Genomic DNA, 20,132 nt, shown 5'->3' on the forward strand with positions numbered 1-20,132 from the left:
TAATATAACTAAATCATATGGTTCCTTTAGAACCATATGATTTAGTTAATTAAAATTGTGAAATATAGATTAGGAGGGCCCATGATTAGATATGTAATTAAAAGATTATTAATGCTAATACCAGTGGTGGTTGGGGTAACCTTTTTAGTGTTTTTTATTATCAGCCTGACTCCTGGGGATGTGGCAGCAATGATCATAGGTGAGGGGGCTACACAAGAATCAATTCAACAATTGAGGACAGATATGGGACTAGATGATCCGATTATAGTTCAATATGGAAGATATATGGGGAATTTAGTAACTGGAGATATGGGAAATTCTTATGCTACGGGGAAGGCCGTATCCGCTGAAATCGGTTCAAGATTTCCTAACACCTTTAAGTTAACGGTACTTAGTATTCTCATCTCAATAGGAATATCCATTCCAATAGGTGTAGTTTCAGCAACGAAACAGTACTCCATATTTGATAATTTAGGAATGGTATTAGCTCTCATAGGAATTTCCATGCCATCATTCTGGTTAGGCCTTATATTAATCATTATTTTCGCCTTAGGGCTCGGGTGGTTTCCATCAGGGGGAGCAGATAGTTTCAAAAGCGTAATACTACCTGCAATCACCTTAGGTGTAGCATCAACAGCCAGTATTACCAGAACTACAAGGTCATCCATGCTTGAAGTTGTGAGACAAGACTATATTAGAACAGCAAAGGCAAAGGGAGTTAGTAATAGGGTTGTAATTAGGAAACATGCTCTAAAGAATGCTCTTATTCCAGCCATTACAGTCATAGGTTTAGAGTTTGGTGTTTTACTAGGGGGAGCCATTTTAACTGAAACGGTTTTTTCATGGCCAGGAATTGGCAGGTTGATGGTAGAGTCCATTCAAAGAAAAGATGCCCCCATGGTTTTAGGATGTATTATTATATTTTCCGTGTGCTTTAGTATAGTAAACCTAGTGATTGATATTTTGTATGCATATATTGATCCTAGGATTAAAGCAAATTATGAGTAGAGTGGGTGGGTTTTATGAGTGAGACTTCTATTAATAGGGCAGAAAATATTAAGAAAAAATATAAGAAAAGAAGTCAATCTGCTGATGTTTGGCGTCGATTAAAGAGAAATAGGATGGCCATGATAGGAATCTTTGTAATTATGATTTTCTTAACTATGGCAATTTTTGCAGATTTTATAGCTGATTACAATAGTGAGGTTATTAAACTAAATGTGAAAGAAAGGCTGCAGGAACCAAGCTCTAACCATTGGTTTGGAACTGATGAATATGGACGAGATATATTTTCAAGAATTGTTCATGGAACAAGAATTTCTCTATTTGTAGGGGTGATCTCTGTAGGAATTGCCTTAACCTTTGGTGGGACTCTAGGGGCCATTTCAGGCTATTATGGGGGGAAACTTGACAATATAGTTATGAGACTTCTGGATGTTCTCCTTGCCATTCCAGCCATTTTATTAGCCATAACTATTGTGGCATCAATGGGGGCTAGTATTGTTAACTTAATGATTGCCGTTGGAATTTCCAATATACCAGGTTTTGCACGGGTAGTAAGGGCAGCCGTTTTGAGTGTAAAAGACCAAGAGTATATAGAAGCGGCAAGATCCATTGGAGCAAAGGATCATACTATTATTATTAAGCATGTACTACCAAACTGTCTAGCACCTATTATTGTATACTCAACCCTAAAGGTGGCAACGGCTATCATGGCTACGGCAGGACTTAGTTTCATTGGTCTTGGTGTAAAACCACCAGCACCAGAATGGGGAAGCATGTTAGCAGGAGGACGTGCTTTTATTAGGGATAAAATGTATATAGTACTCTTTCCTGGCTTAGCAATTATGGCAACAATTTTATCACTTAACTTAATTGGAGATGGACTTAGGGATGCCCTTGATCCAAGATTGAAATAACAAGAGGTGATTATTTGAATAATAAAACACTGGAAATAGAAAACCTTGTGATTCAGTATGACACAGATGATGGCATTGTGGAAGCTGTGAATGGTATTGACTTGTGCCTAAATAAGGGTAAAACTATAGGTCTAGTAGGCGAAACGGGGGCGGGAAAAACAACTATGGCCCTTTCTATTTTAAATCTAATTCCAATGCCTCCAGGAAAAATAGTGAGTGGTTCCATTAGGGTAGATGGTATTCACATATTGGAAAAAACAGAAAAGGAACTAGAAGGGATTAGGGGAAGGATTGTTTCAATGATTTTCCAAGATCCTATGACTGCACTCAATCCTGTTATTACAGTAGGAGAGCAGATTGCAGAAGTAATAAGAATTCATCAAAAGGTGGACAACAAAGAAGCCAGGAAAAAAGCAGAAAAAATGCTTGAACTAGTGGGTATTCCAAAGGGACGAATGCTTGAATATCCACATCAGTTTTCAGGTGGCATGAAACAAAGGGTTGTTATTGCCATTGCTTTAGCCTGTAGCCCCAAGTTACTCATTGCAGATGAATCAACAACGGCTCTAGATGTAACAATACAGGCTCAAGTATTGGAACTAATGAAGGACTTAAAGGAAAAGTTACATATGTCCATGATTATGATTACCCATGACCTAGGGATAGTGGCAGAAGTATGTGATGAAGTGGCTATTATGTATGCAGGAAGAATCGTAGAGCAGGGAAGTCTAGTTGATATATTTGAAAATCCAAAGCATCCATATACGGAGGGACTTTTTAATTCCATTCCAAATATTGATGATAGAAAAGCTAAGTTAAAACCTATTAAAGGCTTAATGTCAGATCCTTATAACTTACCAAAGGGATGTGCCTTTTGTGATAGATGTGATTATACCATGGATAAGTGTAAAACCATGAAGCCAGAGAAAATTATCTTTAGTGAAAGCCATTTTGTAGAGTGTCATATTTATAAGGACAATAAGAACTATACTTTAAAGTATGGAGATAAAAAATATTAAGGGGTGTTATTAAGTGTCTGATATATTACTAGAAGTAAAAAATTTGAAGAAATATTTTAAGACCCCAAAGGGCATGTTGCATGCTGTAGATGATGTAAGTTTTAAACTAAAAAAGGGAACAACTCTTGGCCTTGTGGGGGAATCTGGTTGTGGTAAATCTACAACGGGACGAGTTCTCTTAAGATTATTAGAAGCCACTGGTGGAGAAGTAATATATGATGGAAAGAACATTATGGATTTAAGTAATGATCAAATGAGAAAACTCAGAAAAGAAATGCAAATGATTTTCCAAGATCCCTTTTCATCTTTAAACCCAAGAATGACAGTAAGTGAGATTATAGAAGAACCAATTAAGTTACATAAGCTAATCAAGGATAAAGAAAAGCGCTTTGAAAAGGTTCTTGAGCTAATGGAGTTAGTAGGGCTCTCAGAGCGATTAATTAATACCTATCCCCACGAACTTGATGGAGGAAGAAGGCAACGAATTGGTATAGCAAGGGCTTTGGCTCTAGATACAAAGTTTATCGTGTGCGATGAACCTGTGTCCGCCTTAGACGTTTCCATTCAGGCACAGATACTCAATTTAATGAAAGAGTTACAGGAAAAACTAGGGCTTACTTATATCTTTATTACTCATGACCTATCCGTAGTAAATCATTTTGCAGATGAAATAGCAGTTATGTATCTAGGGAAAATTGTTGAAAGAGCCCCTTCAGAAGAGTTGTTTAATAACCCAATACATCCTTACACAAAAGCTTTATTATCAGCAATTCCAAGGCCAACCCTTAAGAAAACCCATGAGAAGATAATATTAAAGGGGGAGATTACTTCTCCTATTAATCCAGAGACAAACTGTCGATTCTCAAATCGTTGTATTTATACAACGGAAATATGCAAGTTAAAGGAACCAACCTTAGAAAATATATGTGAAAATCATTCTGTTGCATGTCATATTGTTAATAGAAAGTAAAGAAAGTTAAAATTGTTTTAATATTATGAATTTTATGAAAAGATATGTAGAAACTATTGCTCCTAGGACAAACAAAAAGTTATAATATACGTGCATGGTAAAAAAATCCAAATTGAGGAGGAGATTGTATGAAAAGAAATATGAGGAGACTTGTTGTGCTTATGTTAATCCTTACTTTAGCATTCACATCTAGTATTGCTTATGCTGGAGAGGCTAAGGAAGTTAAAGCACCTAAGTACATATTTTATTTCATTGGTGATGGTTTAGGCTTATCACAAAGACAAGTGGGGGAATTATTTTTACAAGAAGCTAGCAATGATAAATCTAAGAAGTTAATGATGAATACTTTACCTGTGACAGGACTTAAAACTACTTATTCATCTAACACATTAGTTACAGATTCAGCAGCTGCAGGAACTGCCCTTGCTACTGGACATAAAACTGATAATGGAGTTATATCTAAAACTCCAGATGGAAAAGATCTTAAAACTATACTAGAGTTAGCAGAAGAAAAGGGATATGCTACAGGTCTAGTAAGTACTACTAGAATAACTCATGCTACACCAGCATCTTTTGCATCTCACAATGTAAATAGAGATAATGAAAATGAAATAGCAGTAGACTTCCTAGATAGTGGTGTGGAATTCTTTGCAGGTGGTGGATATAGACACTTTGCACCAAAGGCATGGGAATTTGGAAAATCTAAGAGAAAAGATGAAAGAGATTTATTAAAGGAATTTGCAGGCTTAGGATACAACGTATTTGCAGGGGAAAAGGATAGTGCTAATTTCTTAAAGTTTGCTCCAAAGGGAAAAGAAAAAGTATTTGCAGCTTTATCTTATTCTCATTTACCATATGATATTGATAGATTAAGTACTTTAGATACTCCTAGTTTATCTCAATTAACTGAAAAAGGTATTGAAGTATTATCTCAATATGAAGATGGATTCTTTATGATGGTTGAAGGTGGAAGAATTGACCACGCAGCTCACTCAAATGATCCTGTTGGAACTATTCATGACGTATTAGCATTTGATGATGCTATTAAAAAGGCTTATAAATTCTATGAAAAGAATCCAGCGGATACTTTGATTATAGTTGCTGCTGACCACGAAACTGGTGGACTTGGATTAGGTATGGGTCTTGATTATTTCTTAAATTTAGAAGAACTATTTGATGTGAAAGCTTCTACAGAGGCTATAGGATATGAAGATAAGAAATATGATGGAAATAGAGAAGAATACTTTAAGTATATAGAAAAAGTATATAGCTTAGAAAATTTAACTGAAAAAGAAAGAGCAGAAATAGAAAAGGCTATGGATTTAGAAGACAAAGGTATTGAAGGTAGCAAGAGAGAATATGGTTACCTAACTAAGGAACCTACTGCCATTGCCGTAGCTCACGTGATTTCTAATAGAGCTAATATTTACTGGACTACTTTTGCTCACTCTGGAGTACCAATTCCACTTACAGCTGTTGGCGTTAATGCTGAAGATTTCAGCGGATACAATGATAATACTATGATAGCTAAAAAATTAGCTAAAATCATAGGTGGAGAATTATAAGAATACAAAAAGCTGGGGAAACCCAGCTTTTGAATTATAGACATATTACATATAACGTTTCTTTATTTTGGATGGGAGCATTAAAGTATGAGAAATTACAAAAGCAGCGTAGTTATGATAATACTAATGATATTAGTAGTTGGAATTTTAATAGTTGATAGGGAGAATGATTCAAAGATAGAAGATGTATTTGAAGTGAAGGCTAGAGTTATGAAGGTGAACAATGATAATTTAATACAGTCTAATATTGCAAATATGGGAGTGCAAAATTTAGAAGTGAGGATACTAGAAGGAGAATTTAAAGGACAATTTACTAATTCTCTAAATACTTTAGTGGGCAATTTATCAGTGGAAAATACCTATAAAAAGGGAGACACAATAATAGTAGCCATTAGGATCGAAGACGGAAAAATAGCAGATAGTAAGGCCATTGATTTATATAGACAAAACTACCATGTACTATTATTTGGTACTTTCGTAATATGCTTAATTATATTTGCAAAGCAAATAGGAATTAAGGCATTATTCTCATTTATAATGAGTTTGTTTGTCATATGGAAATTTCTAATTCCAGGACTCCTTGAAGGAAAGGACCCACTATTATTATCCATGTGGGTACTAGTATTACTTACGGCAATAATTTTATTTTCCATATCTGGAATTACTAAAAAGGGAGTGGCAGCCTTTGTAGGAACCATAACAGGACTGTCCATAACTATAGGATTGACCTTATTCTTTGGAAGTAGGATGGAGTTGTATGGAATGACAGCCCCCTTTGCAGAAACCCTAATGTTTAATGGACATCTTGATCTAGATATGAGAAAAATATTTTATGCGGCCATAGTAATTGGAGCTTCAGGTGCAGCCATGGATATAGCCATGGATGTGGCATCATCCATGTATGAAATTAAAAGTCATAAACCCAATATTTCCATGAAAGACCTTATAAAATCAGGATTTAATGTGGGACGAGATGTGGTAGGAACTATGACAACTACCCTTTTATTGGCTTATTCGGGTGGGTATCTAACATTACTTATGCTTTTTATGGATAAAAACTCTAGTTTTAATAGAATAATAAATTTCAAAATAGTATCAGCAGAAATAATGAGGACCGTAATAGGTAGTATAGGATTAGTATTAGTGGCCCCTATTACAGCAATAGTAGCAGGTATTATATATAGTAAAGTAAAAGAAAATGTAACTAATTAGTTGATGATAAAAATAATCAAATGATATAAATTATCTATTGACAATGTGTTAACGAAATTATTATAATTTAGTTGGACATATAGTAATAGACAAACACATTGGAGGGAACAATAAATGTTAAAGAAGAAAGCTTTATTAATAGGTATGACATTAGTAGTAGCAGCAGGATTATTCGTAGGTTGTGGTTCAAAGCCGGAAGAGGCAGCTACTGAAAATACTCAAGTAGAACAAAAGGCTGAAGAAGTTGCATATAAAGATGGTGTATATAAGGCAGAAGGTGATGAATTCCAAAATGGATGGAAAGCAACAGTTTCTATAGAAGTTAAAGATGGAAAAATAGTTTCAGCTGATTGGAATGGAGTAGATGAAGAGGGAGCAACTAAGAAAGATGCTTCTAAAGATGGTAAATATCCAATGGTAGAAAAGGCAGGAGCTAAAGCACCTTGGCATGAACAAGCTCAGTTAGCGGAAGCATACTTAATAGAAACTCAAGATCCAAAAAATATTAAATATACGGATGATGAAGGACATACGGATGCAATTTCTGGAGCATCTATTAAAGTTTCAGAATTCTTTACATTAGCAGAAAAGGCACTAGAGGAAGCTAAATAGATTTTAAAATAAAAAATAGTGATTAAGTATATAATATATACTTAATCACTATTTTTTTATGGATAGAGAACTAAAAAAAGTATTAACAATTTATTAAATCTATTACAAAATGTAAATTTTAACATATAATTGTAAATGCAGGAGGAGAAAATATGAACGAAAGAAGTTATATGTTAGAAAATGAGAAAATAAGCAAAGTGTTGATGAAGTTATCATTGCCTGCAACGGTGGGAATGATAGTTAATGCCTTATATAATATAGTAGATACTATATTTATAGGAAGGGGAGTAGGAACCATAGCCATAGGAGCTTTGGCAATAGCCTTTCCCATACAAATGATCATAATGGCCATAGCTCAGACGGTTGGAGTTGGAGGAGCATCTGCCCTATCTAGAAGTCTTGGAGCCAAAGATATAGAAAGGGCAGATAAGGTTGCTGGAAATTCTTTCATATCTGTATTTATTGTAAGTATAATTACTGTAGTATTTAGTTTTATATTTATGGAACCTATACTTAGACTATTTGGAGCTACAGAGAATATACTTCCTTATGCAATGGAATATTTAAAAGTAATACTTTTAGGAAGCCTATATTTTCCCTTTGTAGTTTGTGCTAATAATTTAATAAGGGCAGAAGGTAATGCTAAAGCATCAATGATAATAATGGTAATAGGTACTGGTTTAAACATTATACTAGATCCTCTATTTATATTTGTATTTAATATGGGAATTGCTGGAGCAGCATGGGCCACTATTATTTCTCAATTTGCATCCCTTGTATATGTGGGCATTTACATGTATGGAGGAAAAAGCGCATTAAAAATTAGGATTAGACACTTGAAATTAGAAGGATCCATTGTAAAAGAAATATTTACAGTGGGCTTCTCATCCTTTACAAGACAAGCGGCAGGAAGTGTTGTTGCCATTGTAGTAAATAACTCTCTAAAGTTTTATGGTGGAGATATGGCCATATCCATATATGGAACTGTAAATAAGGTAATAATGTTCTTATTTATGCCTTTGTTTGGAGTAGTTCAAGGTATGCAGCCTATAGTTGGGTATAACTATGGAGCGAAAAAGGTTAGTAGAGTTAAGGAAACGGTAAAGTTATCTATTATAGTCACTACAATATTAGCTACAACTAGTGTATTAATAGGGGAGTTATTTCCTAATTTAATTATGAAAGTGTTTACAAAGGATAAGGCATTTATAGAAAGTAGTGCAAGTGTACTTAGAATCATAATAGCAGGAATACCTGTTATAGGAGTACAAGTGGTAGGATCCACATTGTTTCAATCTATAGGAAAGGCTGTACCAGCCTTAATATTATCACTACTTAGACAGGTGTTATTTTTAATTCCACTAGTTTTAATATTACCAAGAATAGGAAATCTAGGTTTAATAGGAATTTGGATGGCATATCCTATAGCAGATATATTATCAACCGCAGTAACTGGATTTTTATTAAAAAATGAAATGAAAAAAATGTATTCTGTAGAGTAGATAAAGATTGTTCCATTATTTAAAAAATTATGGAACAATCTTTTTTTACTTACAAGAAAATTATAAATTTTTCGATCTGTGAATAAGTAAAAAAAGTAAGGGGTTGTAGGGGAAGAATTACCCTGCCTCTTTAAAGGAAGGTGTTCAGATTGCGGTAGCAATCGTCGAAGGGAACCATAGGGTTCCATAACGATGCATACGAAGTATGGTTTTTTTATTTTTTAGTAAAAAATTTAATAAAAAAAGAGACATTAAATAATGTAATGTATTAAAGAACTAGTACATATACATGTAATGTGGAATTTTAGTAAAGGGGACAAGAGGTAGTGTTAATGAATTAATACTAAAAAATTTCTAAAAATAAAAAATTCATTGACAGTTTACTAAAATTTTACTAAAATTTAAGTAGGAAAAGGATTCCATGAAAATTGTGGAAAAAAATTAAATGGGGGATTGTTTATGAAAAAACTATTATCGGTGTTAATGATATTAACACTAATGTTCTCACTAGCAGCATGTGGATCATCTGAGCAATCAAGTTCAGAAGCTCAACCAGAAGCAGAAGCAAGTGCTCCAAAGATAGGTGTAACTATCTATAAGTTTGACGATAACTTCATGTCTTTCGTACGTAGATCTATCGAAAAGAGTGCAGGAGATCAAGCTGAACTTGTGTTAAATGACTCACAAAATGATCAAGCTAAGCAAAATGAGCAAGTAGAAATGATGATTTCTAAGGGTGTAAAATCTTTAGCTATCAACTTAGTTGACCCTCAAGCGGCAGCTACTATTATCTCTAAGGCTAAAGAGGCTGAGTTACCAGTAGTATTCTTTAACAAAGAGCCAAGTGAACAAGATATGGCTTCTTATGATAAAGCTTGGTATGTAGGAACTACTTCATCTGAATCTGGAGTTATCCAAGGTGAATTAATTGCTGATTCTTGGAAAGCAAATCCAGCATGGGATAAAAATGGCGATGGTAAAATCCAATACGTATTATTAAAGGGTGAGCCAGGACATCCAGATGCAGAAGCTCGTACTAAGTATGCAGTAGAAACTGTTGTTGAAAAAGGTATTGAAGTTGAAGAATTAGAACTTCAAACTGGAATGTGGGACTCTGTAAAGGGTAAAGAATTAATGGATGCTTGGATTGCTAAGCATGGAGACAAGATTGAGTACGTTATAGCTAACAACGATGCTATGGCACTTGGAGCTATTAACTCATTAAAGGCTGAAGGATACTTTGAAGGAGATAAGTTTATGCCAGTAGTTGGTGTAGATGCTATCCCTGATGCTTTAACTCAAATTGAAGCGGGAACTTTAGTTGGTAGTGTACTTAACGATGCTGCAAACCAAGGTAAAGCAACTGTAGATTTAGCTATTAACGTTGCTAATGGTAAGGATGTATTAGAAGGAACTGAGTGGAAACTTGATGACAAGAAAGCAGTTCGTGTACCTTACTTAGCTATAACTAAGGACAATATCCAAGTAGCTAAAGACTGTTACGCTGAATAATAAAAACTATGGGACGGTTATTTTTAAATAACCGACCCCTTATTAATACTAATAAAAGGTGCATGGTGCATTTTAAATGCATATGCATCTTTATTAATATAATTATGCTTGCAATAATGTGAAAGGAGGCTTGAATATGGCAGAAGTTAGTAGAAACAATGGAGATTATCTATTAGAAATGTTGGGAATATCTAAGGAGTTTCCAGGAGTTAAAGCATTAGACAAAGTAAACTTGAGAGTAAGAAAAGGAACAGTCCATGCCTTAATGGGAGAAAATGGTGCAGGCAAATCAACTTTAATGAAGTGTTTATTTGGTATATATCATAGGGATGAAGGTGAAATTTTACTTGAAGGAAAGAGTGTAAAGTTTAATTCATCAAGACAAGCACTAGATAATGGTGTATCCATGGTACATCAAGAGCTTAATCAAGTACAAAGTACTAACATAATGGACAATATTTGGCTAGGACGTTTTCCTAGAAAGGGATTATTCATAGATGAACAAAAAATGTACAATGATACATTAAAAATATTTAAGGACCTAGATATTAACTTAGATCCTCGTAGAAAGGTAGAGAGTTTACCCGTATCTGAAAGTCAGATGGTAGAAATAGCTAAGGCCGTTTCTTATAACTCTAAAATAATAGTAATGGATGAACCTACTTCATCTTTAACGGAAAAGGAAGTTGGCCATTTATTTAAAATCATAAGAGCCTTAAAGGAAAGAGGCGTAGGAATAATATATATTTCTCATAAAATGGAAGAAATCAAGCAAATTGCAGATGATGTTACTATAATGCGTGATGGTCAATGGATTGCCACTAAAGACGCTAAAACAATCACTACAGACGAAATAATAAATTTAATGGTTGGACGTGACCTAACTAATCGTTTCCCACCTATGACAAATACTCCAGGTGAAGTAATAATGGAGGTTAAGAACTTAACTGCTACTTATCAACCTTCAATTCAAGATATATCTTTTGAGCTTAGAAAAGGTGAGATATTAGGTGTGGCAGGTCTTGTGGGAGCTAGAAGAACAGAACTTATAGAATCCATATTTGGAGCAAGAAATGTAAATGGTGGTTCTATTTACTTACATGGAAAGAAATTAAATAATGAAAATCCCCATGTGGCTATAAAAAATGGTTTTGCATTAGTAACAGAAGAGCGTAGAGCAACGGGAATATTCTCTATGCTAGATATTACTTTTAACTCTTTTATAGCTAACATAGATAATTATATAAACAAATTTGGTCTACTAGACTTTGCTAGGATAGGTAAAGACACTAAGTGGGTTATAGACAGTATGAGGGTTAAGACACCATCTCATAAAACTCATATAAGTTCCCTCTCAGGAGGAAATCAACAAAAGGTTATTGTTGGTCGTTGGCTACTTACAGAACCTGAAATTCTATTATTGGATGAACCTACTCGTGGTATAGACGTAGGGGCTAAATACGAAATATATCAATTGATGATTGATCTTGCCAATAAGGGAAAGGGTGTCATGATGGTATCCTCTGAAATGGCAGAATTACTAGGAGTTACAGACAGAATATTAGTAATGAGTAATGGAAGATTAGCTGGAATAGTAAATACTAAAGACACATCTCAAGAGGAAATATTAAAGCTATCAGCTAAGTATTTATAGAATAGGAGGGATAATTGTGTCAGCAGTTAATGAAAGCAAAGGGACATTTAAGAAAGAAAATGTGCTAAATTGGATGATGAATAATGCCATAGTTTTAGTTCTTATTGGTCTTTTAATAATTATAGTATCAGTTGAACCAGACTTTATATCCTTAAGAAACTTTAGAAATATATTATCACAAGCATCTACTCGTATCATCATGGCCCTTGGTGTTGGTGGTATTATCGTGGCAAAGGGAACCGACTTATCACTTGGTCGTCAAGTAGGTCTTGCAGCAGTTATTTCTGCTTCTTTATTGCAAGCATCAGATTATGCATATAAAATGTATCCCAATTTACCAGAATTAAATTTATTTATGATGTTTATGATAATAGTACTTGTTATGGTAATAACGGGATTTATTGGATTAACAAATGGATTTGTAGTAGCTAAATTAAAGGTAGACCCTTTCATTGCCACATTGGGAATGATGGTAATAGTATATGGTGTAAACTCCATATATTTTGATAGACCACCTTATGGGGCTCAGCCTATTGGAGGTTTAGATCCTAGATTTACAAAGTTTGCTCAAGGAGCATTTAAGATTGCTGGATTTAAGATTCCATTCCTTGTAATATATGCAGCTATAGTTACTTTTGTTGTTTGGGTATTATGGAATAAAACTAAGTTTGGTAAAAACATATTTGCCATTGGTGGAAACCAAGAAGCAGCCATAGTATCTGGTGTAAATGTAGTTAAGTACTTATTATTAGTTTATATGTTAGGTGGAATATTATATGGACTAGGTGGAACACTAGAGGCTGCACGTATAGGTACTGCAACTAACAACACGGGTAATATGTACGAACTGGACGCCATATCTGCATGTATCGTGGGAGGACTTTCCTTCTCGGGTGGTATAGGTACTGTAGGTGGAATTGTTACAGGGGTATTAATATTCCAAGTAATCGCCTATGGATTATCGTTCATAGGAGTAAATCCATACTTACAATTTATAATTAAAGGTTTAATAATTATTACAGCCGTAGCAATAGATTCTAGAAAATATATTAAGAGAAAATAATTTCACAAAAAGGGGTAGTTTAATAATTAACTACCCCTTTTTTAAAACACATAGATAAACCGTAATTATGTGGGAGGTCACCGTATGTACTTAGGAGTAGATTATTATCCAGAACATTGGGATACTAGTATGATAGATGAAGATTTGACACGTATAAAGGAAATGGGTTCTAATATTATTAGGATAGGAGAGTTTGCATGGCACCTGATGGAGAAGAGGGAAGGGGAGTATGATTTTTCATATTTTGATATGGTCATAAAAAAGGCTAAGGAATATGATTTGAAAATCATGTTTGGAACTCCAACGGCTACCTTTCCAGCTTGGCTTGCTAAAAAACATCCATCCATATTGTCTAAAGATGAGTTAGGGCATACTAGGGTCTTTGGAGGAAGAAGGCAATATTGTTTTAATTCTAAAGAATATATGAAGTATACAAAGATAATAGTAGAGAAATTAGTTAGCCACTATAAAAATGAAGAATCCATAATAAGCTGGCAAGTGGATAATGAATTTGGTCATGAAGGTAGCGATATGTGCTATTGTGACCAATGTGAAGAAAAATTTATAGAGTATTTAAAGGATAAATATGAGATTATAGATAAATTTAATGAAGTATGCGGAACTATATTTTGGGGTCAAACTTATAATGACTTTAGTGAAATTCCATTACCAAAACCTACTATTACTACCCATAACCCCACTCTAAAGTTAGAACATGCTAGATTTAGGTCCTATTCCATAAACAAATTTGGAAAGGAACAAATAGAACATATAAGAAAATTCAAAGGAGAGAAACAAGAAATTACCCATAATTTCTTTGGAGGCTTCTTTGATAGGGCTTACGATCAAAATGTATTATCAGAAGATTTGGATTTTGTATCCTATGATAATTATCCCGTATGGGGAGGGTTAGAAAAGCCCATAGAAAGTCATCATATAGCCATGACTTTAGATTATATAAGGGGACTTAAGAATGAAAATTACTGGATAGTAGAAGAAATAATGGGAGCACAAGGCCACGATTTCATAGGATATTTACCACGACCTAATCAAGCTAAAATGTGGGCTTACCAAGCTATGGCCCATGGTTGTAAAAACATGTTATTCTTTAGATGGCGTGGAATGACTAGGGGAGCTGAACAGTTTTGCTTAGGGATAATAGATCAACATAACGAAAAGGGACGAAAATATGAGGAAGTAAAATCTTTTATGACTCATATTAAAGGACATGAAGAACTAGTTAAAAGTCCAATAAAAGCCCAAGTAGCCCTATTATATGATTTTGATAATATTTGGTCATGGAATTATCAAAGACAATCTAGTGAATTTAATTTTACTAAGGAAGTATTAAGACTATACAAGCCCTTTTATGACTTAAATACTAATATGGATGTAATAAGTATTAAAAAATCCTTTAAAGGGTATAAAGTATTAGTAGTGCCAGTCATGTCCATAATAGATGAAGAATTAGCAAAGAAATTTGAAAATTTTGTAAAAGACGGAGGATCAATAGTATTCTCCTTTAGGTCAGGAATCAAAGATAGGAATAATAATCTTAATTTTAAAAATCCATTTCCTAGTCATATAAGGCAGATGACAGGGATTAAAATTGAAGAATCAGAATCCTTAGGCCAAGGTGGCACAGTTGAAATAATAGGAATGGGTGAGTATAATGGGAAAAAGGGAAAATGTGAAGTTTGGCGTGATTTAATAAGCCTTGAGGGAGCTAAAGAGTTATATAGATATGATGATAAATTTTATAATACTAAATCTTGTATTACTGAAAATGAATATGAATCGGGAAAAGTATATTATGTCGGTGCAGGGGTAGATAATAGTACTATAGGGCAGGTGGTAGAAAAAATAGTAATTGAAAATAATATTGAACATATTAAATCTCAAGAAGGCTTAGAAGTATATATGAGACATTTGAATGATGAAAGATGGTTCTTTATAACTAATCATACGGATGAGGAATTAGATTATAATAATACTATTATAGAGCCTTATGAGAGTAAAATTATAAAGGGATAGACTATAATATAAAAATGGAGATTGCAGTGTGAAAGGAAGAGTTTAATGGCTACTATAAAAGATATAGCAAAGTTAGCAGATGTTTCACTTTCTACAGTGTCACGAGTGTTAAATTACGATAAAACCCTTTCGGTGACAAATGAAACTAAAAAAAGAGTTTTTGAAGCGGCTGAAGAATTAAATTATAAAACTCCGAAGCAGAGAAATAATAAAAGTACTAAAAGAATTAGAATAGGAGTTATGCATTGGTATTCTCAGCAAGAAGAATTGGGTGATCCTTATTACTTATCCATAAGAAAAGGCATTGAGAAGGAGTGCTTTAATAAGGAAGTTGAAATAATAACCATATTTAAAAATAAGGATAAATACCCAGCTAAGGCTCTTGGGAATTTAGATGGAGTCATAGGAATAGGAAAGTTTAGCAAGGAAGACGTTAAGAAGTTTTCTAGCTATTCAAAGAATATTGCCTTTGTAGATTATTCCCCTAATGAAAAGATATACGACTCAGTTGTAATTGACTTTAAAAAGGCAGTACTTGAGGTACTTGAATATTTATTTCAACTTGGCCATGAGCATATTGGCTATATAGGTGGTAGAGAATATGTAGGGGAAAATAAAGTACATATAGGTGATGAACGTGAACTTACCTATTGTGAATTTATGAAAAAGAATAACTTGTTTAGTGAAGAACAGGTCTATTTAGGAAGCTTCACGGCAGAAGATGGATACAATCTTATGAAGGAAGCTATTAAAAATGATAAATTTCCTACAGCCTTCTTTATAGCTAGTGATTCCATGGCAGTTGGAGCCATGAAGGCATTGCACGAAGCTAATATAAAAGTTCCTGAAGATGTGAGTTTAATAGGTTTTGACGATATTCCCACATCAAATTATCTAGTGCCACCCCTTACTACTGTAAAGGTTCACACGGAGTTTATGGGAACTACTGTTGTAGATTTGTTACTTGAAAGAATAAAGGATAATAGGGAAATACCTAAGAAAATTGTAATACCTTGTGAATTAATAATTAGAGAAAGTTGTAAATAAATCATATAAAGTTTAGCAGCTAGAAATTAGTACTTTAAAATAAAATTTTAGTACTAATTTCTAGCTGCTAAACTATTTATTAAAGCTCTTTAGCTAAATCAGCTAAGAGTCCAGTAGTTTTATTTAATTCTTCTACGGCAGTAACTATTTGTTTAGTAGTTTCTGCTTGAGCCTTAGTAATATGATTAGTGTCATCAATGGAAGTGGTAACTTCATTAACAGAAGTTTTTATGTTTTCTAATATGGTAGTAATATTACTTACAGCACTTTTAGTTTCATCAGAAAGTTTTCTAATCTCTTCGGCTACTACAGAAAAACCCCTACCTAATTCTCCAGCACGAGCTGCTTCTATGGCTGCATTTAATCCTAACATATTAGTTTGGTCTGAAATCTTTTTTATGTATTTTAATATATCATCTGTTTTATCAACTTCTTTTCTAGCATCACTATTTTTTGTAGAAATTTCATCAGTAGCAGATGAAATCTTTATGGCACCACTTGAGACTTCATCTATATTAGTGGTGATTTCATTTAGGGCATGGGCCACATTTTGTGACAATTCATTTAAAGTATTTTGCTTTTTTAAGCTCTTTCCTATTCCTATAGTACCAATACATTGTCCATGGTCATCTCTAATAGGAATTACAATTCCTTTAAATGGAACACCAAAGGCTTCCTTAGGAACTATTCTGGTGACCTTTTTATTATTAGTTACACATTCATACATCATAGTCCCTCTTGCTAATAGAGAACCTTCCTTATCATCTATATCCAATTCATCTCCAGGTATATATTTTAAAATCTTTTCTCTATCTGAGAGGGAAAAGAATGCATCCTCATCTACAATATCTTTAATATACTCTCCTACTTTCAACAACGAATCAAAAAAGTCAATTTCACTATAGCCCAAAATATTCTCCTCCTTTGTATGGGAATTTCTAGTATATAATTTATATTATTGCTGTTTATATTATATAATAATTGACTTCGAATAACAAAAAATTCTAAAAAATCAGACAAGAGAACAACATTATAAGAGTTCTTTCACATATAAGAAGAAAATTGTGAAAGGTGCATATAGAAATGATTTATAGGAAAATAAAAAATTATAAAAAAAAATTAAAAGACTAGACAGTAGACAAATACATGTATAGACAAGCTGTTGTTGAAGTTTGATTATACAGAAAATTGAAAATAGGTTGAAAGAAATAAAATGAAATGATATAATTCAGTTGTAAACGTTTACATGAAAGGAGTCATTATGGCAATAAGTATAAAAGACGTTGCAAAAATGGCTGAAGTATCAGTGGCAACTGTATCAAGAGTTCTTAACAAAAATACTAATGTAAAAGAAGAAACAGAAAAAAGAGTACTTGATGCAATTGAAAAGACTGGATATAAGCCTAATGCAATTGCTAGAAGTTTAAAAGTAAAGAATACTAGAACAATCGGAATAATGATACCAGACATTTCTAGTAACTTTTTTCCTGAGGTAGTACGAGGAATAGAAGATGTGGCTAATGAATTTAATTATAATATAATATTATGTAATACGGATTTAGACAGAGAAAAGGAATCTAAGTATTTAGATATTTTAGTTGAAAAGCAAGTGGATGGAATTATATATATGAGTAATACATTTACAGATCAATTAGCTGAGAAAGTGAAAAAGATGGGAATAGAAATAGTATTAATATCTACAGATTATAAGGATTTACCATCTATAACTATAGACAATGTTAAAGCATCTAAGGATGCAGTAGATTACTTAATAGAAAAGGGTTATGAAAATATTGCCTTAATAGGAGGTCAAATGACGGACCCTAATGCAGGTCTTCCAAGATACAATGGATATATAAATGCCATGTCTCATGCAGGAAAGACTATAAATAAAGATTTCATTGTGGAAGGAAACTATAAATTTGAAAGTGGCTACACTGGCATGAAAAAATTACTTGAATTAGAAAAAAAACCTGATGCTGTTTTCACTGTTAGTGATGAGATGGCAGTAGGTATAATAAGAGCAGTTTTAGAATCTGGCTACAAAGTTCCTAAGGATATGGCCGTAATAGGCTTTGATAATACAAATATGGCTAAAATGACATATCCATCCCTTACTACCCTATCTCAACCCCTATATGAAATGGGTGCAGTAGGAATGAGACTTTTAACTAAGCTGCTAAATAAAGAAGAAGTAGAAAATCATAAGATAGTATTAGAACATGAGTTAATAAAAAGAGAGAGTGCGTAAAAATTTTTAATATGAATGTAAACGATTACAAGAGGTGATTATATGGGCAAATTTCTAAAGAAATATTGTTTTGAAATAATTTTAATTTTACCTTTAACCCTTTATATTATGTACTTTACATTAGTACCTGTGCTAGAGACCATAAGACTTGGTTTTTTAGATGGAGCTACTAATGAATTTAGTTTATCTAATTATAATTATCTATTTGGAAGAGACGACTTTAGGAAAGCGTTTTTCAATACGGTAGTTATAGCATTATTAGGGTTAATAGCTCAATTGACAGTAGGACTAACTTTGGCTTTAATGCTAAAAAGAGCATTTAAAGGAAAGGGAATATTTAGAGCATTAATATTAACACCAATGGGTATCCCAACCATAGTATCAGGTGTGGCTTTACTTTATATATTTGATACACAAGGATATTTCAATGAAGTTTTATATAGAGGTAGTGAAGCCTTAAAGTATTTAGGACTTATATCAGAAACTTATAGATTTATACCAATAGATTGGGCTGAGGGAGGTATGAGAACTATACTTTTAGTAGTATTTGGAGATATGTGGAAGGTAACTCCAATAGTTACATTACTTCTATTAGCAGGTCTAGAGTCTATACCGGGTACCGTATATGAAGCGGCTAGAATTGACGGAGCCTCCATGTGGCAAACCTTTACAAATATAACACTGCCCCTACTTAAACCAGCCATTACAATGACTGTAGTGTTAAGGGCTGTAGATTTATTTAGGATATTTGAGTTACCAATGATTTTAGCAAGAAAGAGTACTCCTGTTCTTGCAACATTTGCCTTTGAAGAATATAGGGTTTATAACAATCCAAATGTATCAGGAGCAGCATCTACTATCCTACTAGTAATCATATTTACATTCATATTATTATATCTAAAGTATGTAGATAAAGGGGAGGGGTTAGCCTAGTGAACGAAATTAAAAAGGATAAGTTTGGGACGGTTGTAAATAAAATTTCCTTTCCGCTGTTAATATTATTTACAATTGCCACTTTGATACCAATCTATATATTGATTAAAGTATCTATAAGTAAACCGGCAGATGTGTTAACACAACACCCTACATTCTTAATACATAACTTTACGACTAAGCATTGGAGTAAGGTATTGGCATCGGGTAAGTTATGGCCTGCATTCAATAGGTCATTTACAGTTGCTTCCTTTACGGCACTATTTGCCATTATAATTGCAACACCAGCATCTTACGTTATATCTAGATTAGATAAAAAAGTTAAATATGTGGTTATATTAAGCTTATTCTTTACAAGAATGTTCCCAAATGTGGGAATTGCATTACCCATATCTGTAAAGTTTATAAAGTGGAACTTAATAGATTCAAATCTTGGTTTAGTATTGGCCCATTTAATTGAGCAGCTACCATTTATAACTTGGATTTTAGTAGGTACCTTTGAAACAATCCCTGTTGATCTTGAAAAAAGTGCAATGATAGATGGTGCTTCTAGAATCAGAGCTTTAATTAGCATAGTTATACCTATTGCGACGCCTGGTATAGCGGTGGCTGCTTTATATGTATGGTTAAATTCATGGAATGAATTTACCTACGCATTATATTTATCATTATCAGAGAATACTCTACCTCTACAAGTATATTACTACATTAATAGGGGAGGATTCTTCCAAACTGCTACTTATGCCACAATACTTGCTATACCAGTGGCATTAATAACATATGCACTACAGAAACATCTGAAGTCAGATAGTTTAGGTGGGGCTATAAAATAAAAATAA

General features: G+C 33.4%; 17 protein-coding genes. 16 read left to right on the top strand and 1 reads right to left on the bottom strand.

Features of this window, described 5'->3' with window-relative positions:
* Positions 1 to 81: 81 nt before the first annotated feature.
* From CCE28_RS05070 to CCE28_RS05130, 13 genes are all read left to right on the top strand, one after another.
* Complete coding sequence (locus CCE28_RS05070) at positions 82 to 1,008, top strand: ABC transporter permease (protein ID WP_095131632.1); 927 nt, start codon at positions 82 to 84, stop codon at positions 1,006 to 1,008.
* 14 nt (positions 1,009 to 1,022) lie between these two features.
* Positions 1,023 to 1,919 (top strand): ABC transporter permease, encoded by an 897-nt coding sequence (locus CCE28_RS05075; protein WP_095131634.1) that lies wholly within the window; start codon positions 1,023 to 1,025, stop codon positions 1,917 to 1,919.
* 14 nt (positions 1,920 to 1,933) lie between these two features.
* On the top strand, positions 1,934 to 2,938 hold the full coding sequence (locus CCE28_RS05080) for an ABC transporter ATP-binding protein (protein ID WP_095131636.1): 1,005 nt from the start codon (positions 1,934 to 1,936) through the stop codon (positions 2,936 to 2,938).
* A gap of 13 nt (positions 2,939 to 2,951) precedes the next feature.
* Positions 2,952 to 3,908, top strand: coding sequence for an ABC transporter ATP-binding protein (locus tag CCE28_RS05085; RefSeq protein WP_176461666.1), 957 nt, complete (start codon positions 2,952 to 2,954; stop codon positions 3,906 to 3,908).
* Between the two features lie 128 nt (positions 3,909 to 4,036).
* Positions 4,037 to 5,473 (top strand): alkaline phosphatase, encoded by a 1,437-nt coding sequence (locus CCE28_RS05090; RefSeq protein ID WP_095131638.1) that lies wholly within the window; start codon positions 4,037 to 4,039, stop codon positions 5,471 to 5,473.
* Positions 5,474 to 5,560: 87 nt separating this feature from the next.
* The gene (locus tag CCE28_RS05095) at positions 5,561 to 6,685 is read left to right on the top strand and encodes a YibE/F family protein (RefSeq protein ID WP_095131640.1); all 1,125 of its coding nucleotides are present in this window, start codon (positions 5,561 to 5,563) and stop codon (positions 6,683 to 6,685) included.
* Between the two features lie 114 nt (positions 6,686 to 6,799).
* Positions 6,800 to 7,297: an FMN-binding protein gene (locus CCE28_RS05100; protein ID WP_095131642.1), complete on the top strand. Its 498-nt coding sequence runs from the start codon at positions 6,800 to 6,802 to the stop codon at positions 7,295 to 7,297.
* 152 nt (positions 7,298 to 7,449) lie between these two features.
* Entirely contained in the window at positions 7,450 to 8,799 is a 1,350-nt protein-coding gene (locus CCE28_RS05105) for an MATE family efflux transporter (RefSeq protein ID WP_095131644.1), read from the top strand.
* A gap of 459 nt (positions 8,800 to 9,258) precedes the next feature.
* The gene (mglB, locus tag CCE28_RS05110; protein ID WP_095131646.1) at positions 9,259 to 10,311 is read left to right on the top strand and encodes a galactose/glucose ABC transporter substrate-binding protein MglB; all 1,053 of its coding nucleotides are present in this window, start codon (positions 9,259 to 9,261) and stop codon (positions 10,309 to 10,311) included.
* A 136-nt stretch (positions 10,312 to 10,447) separates the two neighbouring features.
* Complete coding sequence (mglA, locus tag CCE28_RS05115) at positions 10,448 to 11,965, top strand: galactose/methyl galactoside ABC transporter ATP-binding protein MglA (RefSeq protein WP_095131648.1); 1,518 nt, start codon at positions 10,448 to 10,450, stop codon at positions 11,963 to 11,965.
* Positions 11,966 to 11,981: 16 nt separating this feature from the next.
* The gene (gene mglC, locus CCE28_RS05120) at positions 11,982 to 13,028 is read left to right on the top strand and encodes a galactose/methyl galactoside ABC transporter permease MglC (protein WP_242972904.1); all 1,047 of its coding nucleotides are present in this window, start codon (positions 11,982 to 11,984) and stop codon (positions 13,026 to 13,028) included.
* An 84-nt stretch (positions 13,029 to 13,112) separates the two neighbouring features.
* Positions 13,113 to 15,062, top strand: a complete 1,950-nt coding sequence (locus CCE28_RS05125; RefSeq protein WP_095131650.1) for a beta-galactosidase — start codon at positions 13,113 to 13,115, stop codon at positions 15,060 to 15,062.
* A gap of 45 nt (positions 15,063 to 15,107) precedes the next feature.
* Positions 15,108 to 16,109 (top strand): LacI family DNA-binding transcriptional regulator, encoded by a 1,002-nt coding sequence (locus tag CCE28_RS05130; protein WP_095131652.1) that lies wholly within the window; start codon positions 15,108 to 15,110, stop codon positions 16,107 to 16,109.
* A gap of 79 nt (positions 16,110 to 16,188) precedes the next feature.
* Here the strand turns inward: CCE28_RS05130 and CCE28_RS22720 are convergent, their stop codons facing one another.
* Complete coding sequence (locus CCE28_RS22720) at positions 16,189 to 17,019, bottom strand: methyl-accepting chemotaxis protein (protein ID WP_095131654.1); 831 nt, start codon at positions 17,017 to 17,019, stop codon at positions 16,189 to 16,191.
* A 351-nt stretch (positions 17,020 to 17,370) separates the two neighbouring features.
* Here CCE28_RS22720 and CCE28_RS05140 point away from each other — a divergent pair, with 351 nt between their 5' ends.
* From CCE28_RS05140 to CCE28_RS05150, 3 genes are read left to right on the top strand one after another with little or no spacing between them, the layout of a single operon-like run.
* A complete protein-coding gene (locus tag CCE28_RS05140) occupies positions 17,371 to 18,360 on the top strand; it encodes a LacI family DNA-binding transcriptional regulator (protein ID WP_095131656.1) in 990 nt (329 codons plus the stop codon).
* Between the two features lie 42 nt (positions 18,361 to 18,402).
* Positions 18,403 to 19,293 carry a carbohydrate ABC transporter permease gene (locus tag CCE28_RS05145; RefSeq protein ID WP_095131658.1) on the top strand — a complete coding sequence of 297 codons (891 nt, stop codon included), beginning with the start codon at positions 18,403 to 18,405 and terminating at the stop codon, positions 19,291 to 19,293.
* A complete protein-coding gene (locus tag CCE28_RS05150) occupies positions 19,293 to 20,126 on the top strand; it encodes a carbohydrate ABC transporter permease (protein ID WP_242972905.1) in 834 nt (277 codons plus the stop codon). Before CCE28_RS05145 ends, CCE28_RS05150 begins: the two co-directional genes overlap by 1 nt.
* The last annotated feature ends 6 nt before the right edge of the window (positions 20,127 to 20,132 follow it).

Source organism: Anaeromicrobium sediminis (assembly GCF_002270055.1).
GTDB classification, from domain to species: Bacteria; Bacillota; Clostridia; order Peptostreptococcales; family Thermotaleaceae; genus Anaeromicrobium; species Anaeromicrobium sediminis.

Bases quoted from the DNA above. Each gene is read 5' to 3' on its own strand.
- CCE28_RS05070 (WP_095131632.1), top strand. From the start codon at position 82: ATGATTAGATATGTAATTAAAAGATTATTAATGCTAATACCAGTGGTG.
- CCE28_RS05075 (WP_095131634.1), top strand. From the start codon at position 1,023: ATGAGTGAGACTTCTATTAATAGGGCAGAAAATATTAAGAAAAAATAT.
- CCE28_RS05090 (WP_095131638.1), top strand. From the start codon at position 4,037: ATGAAAAGAAATATGAGGAGACTTGTTGTGCTTATGTTAATCCTTACT.
- CCE28_RS05095 (WP_095131640.1), top strand. From the start codon at position 5,561: ATGAGAAATTACAAAAGCAGCGTAGTTATGATAATACTAATGATATTA.
- CCE28_RS05100 (WP_095131642.1), top strand. From the start codon at position 6,800: ATGTTAAAGAAGAAAGCTTTATTAATAGGTATGACATTAGTAGTAGCA.
- CCE28_RS05105 (WP_095131644.1), top strand. From the start codon at position 7,450: ATGAACGAAAGAAGTTATATGTTAGAAAATGAGAAAATAAGCAAAGTG.
- mglB (WP_095131646.1), top strand. From the start codon at position 9,259: ATGAAAAAACTATTATCGGTGTTAATGATATTAACACTAATGTTCTCA.
- mglA (WP_095131648.1), top strand. From the start codon at position 10,448: ATGGCAGAAGTTAGTAGAAACAATGGAGATTATCTATTAGAAATGTTG.
- CCE28_RS05125 (WP_095131650.1), top strand. From the start codon at position 13,113: ATGTACTTAGGAGTAGATTATTATCCAGAACATTGGGATACTAGTATG.
- CCE28_RS05130 (WP_095131652.1), top strand. From the start codon at position 15,108: ATGGCTACTATAAAAGATATAGCAAAGTTAGCAGATGTTTCACTTTCT.
- CCE28_RS05140 (WP_095131656.1), top strand. From the start codon at position 17,371: ATGGCAATAAGTATAAAAGACGTTGCAAAAATGGCTGAAGTATCAGTG.
- CCE28_RS05145 (WP_095131658.1), top strand. From the start codon at position 18,403: ATGGGCAAATTTCTAAAGAAATATTGTTTTGAAATAATTTTAATTTTA.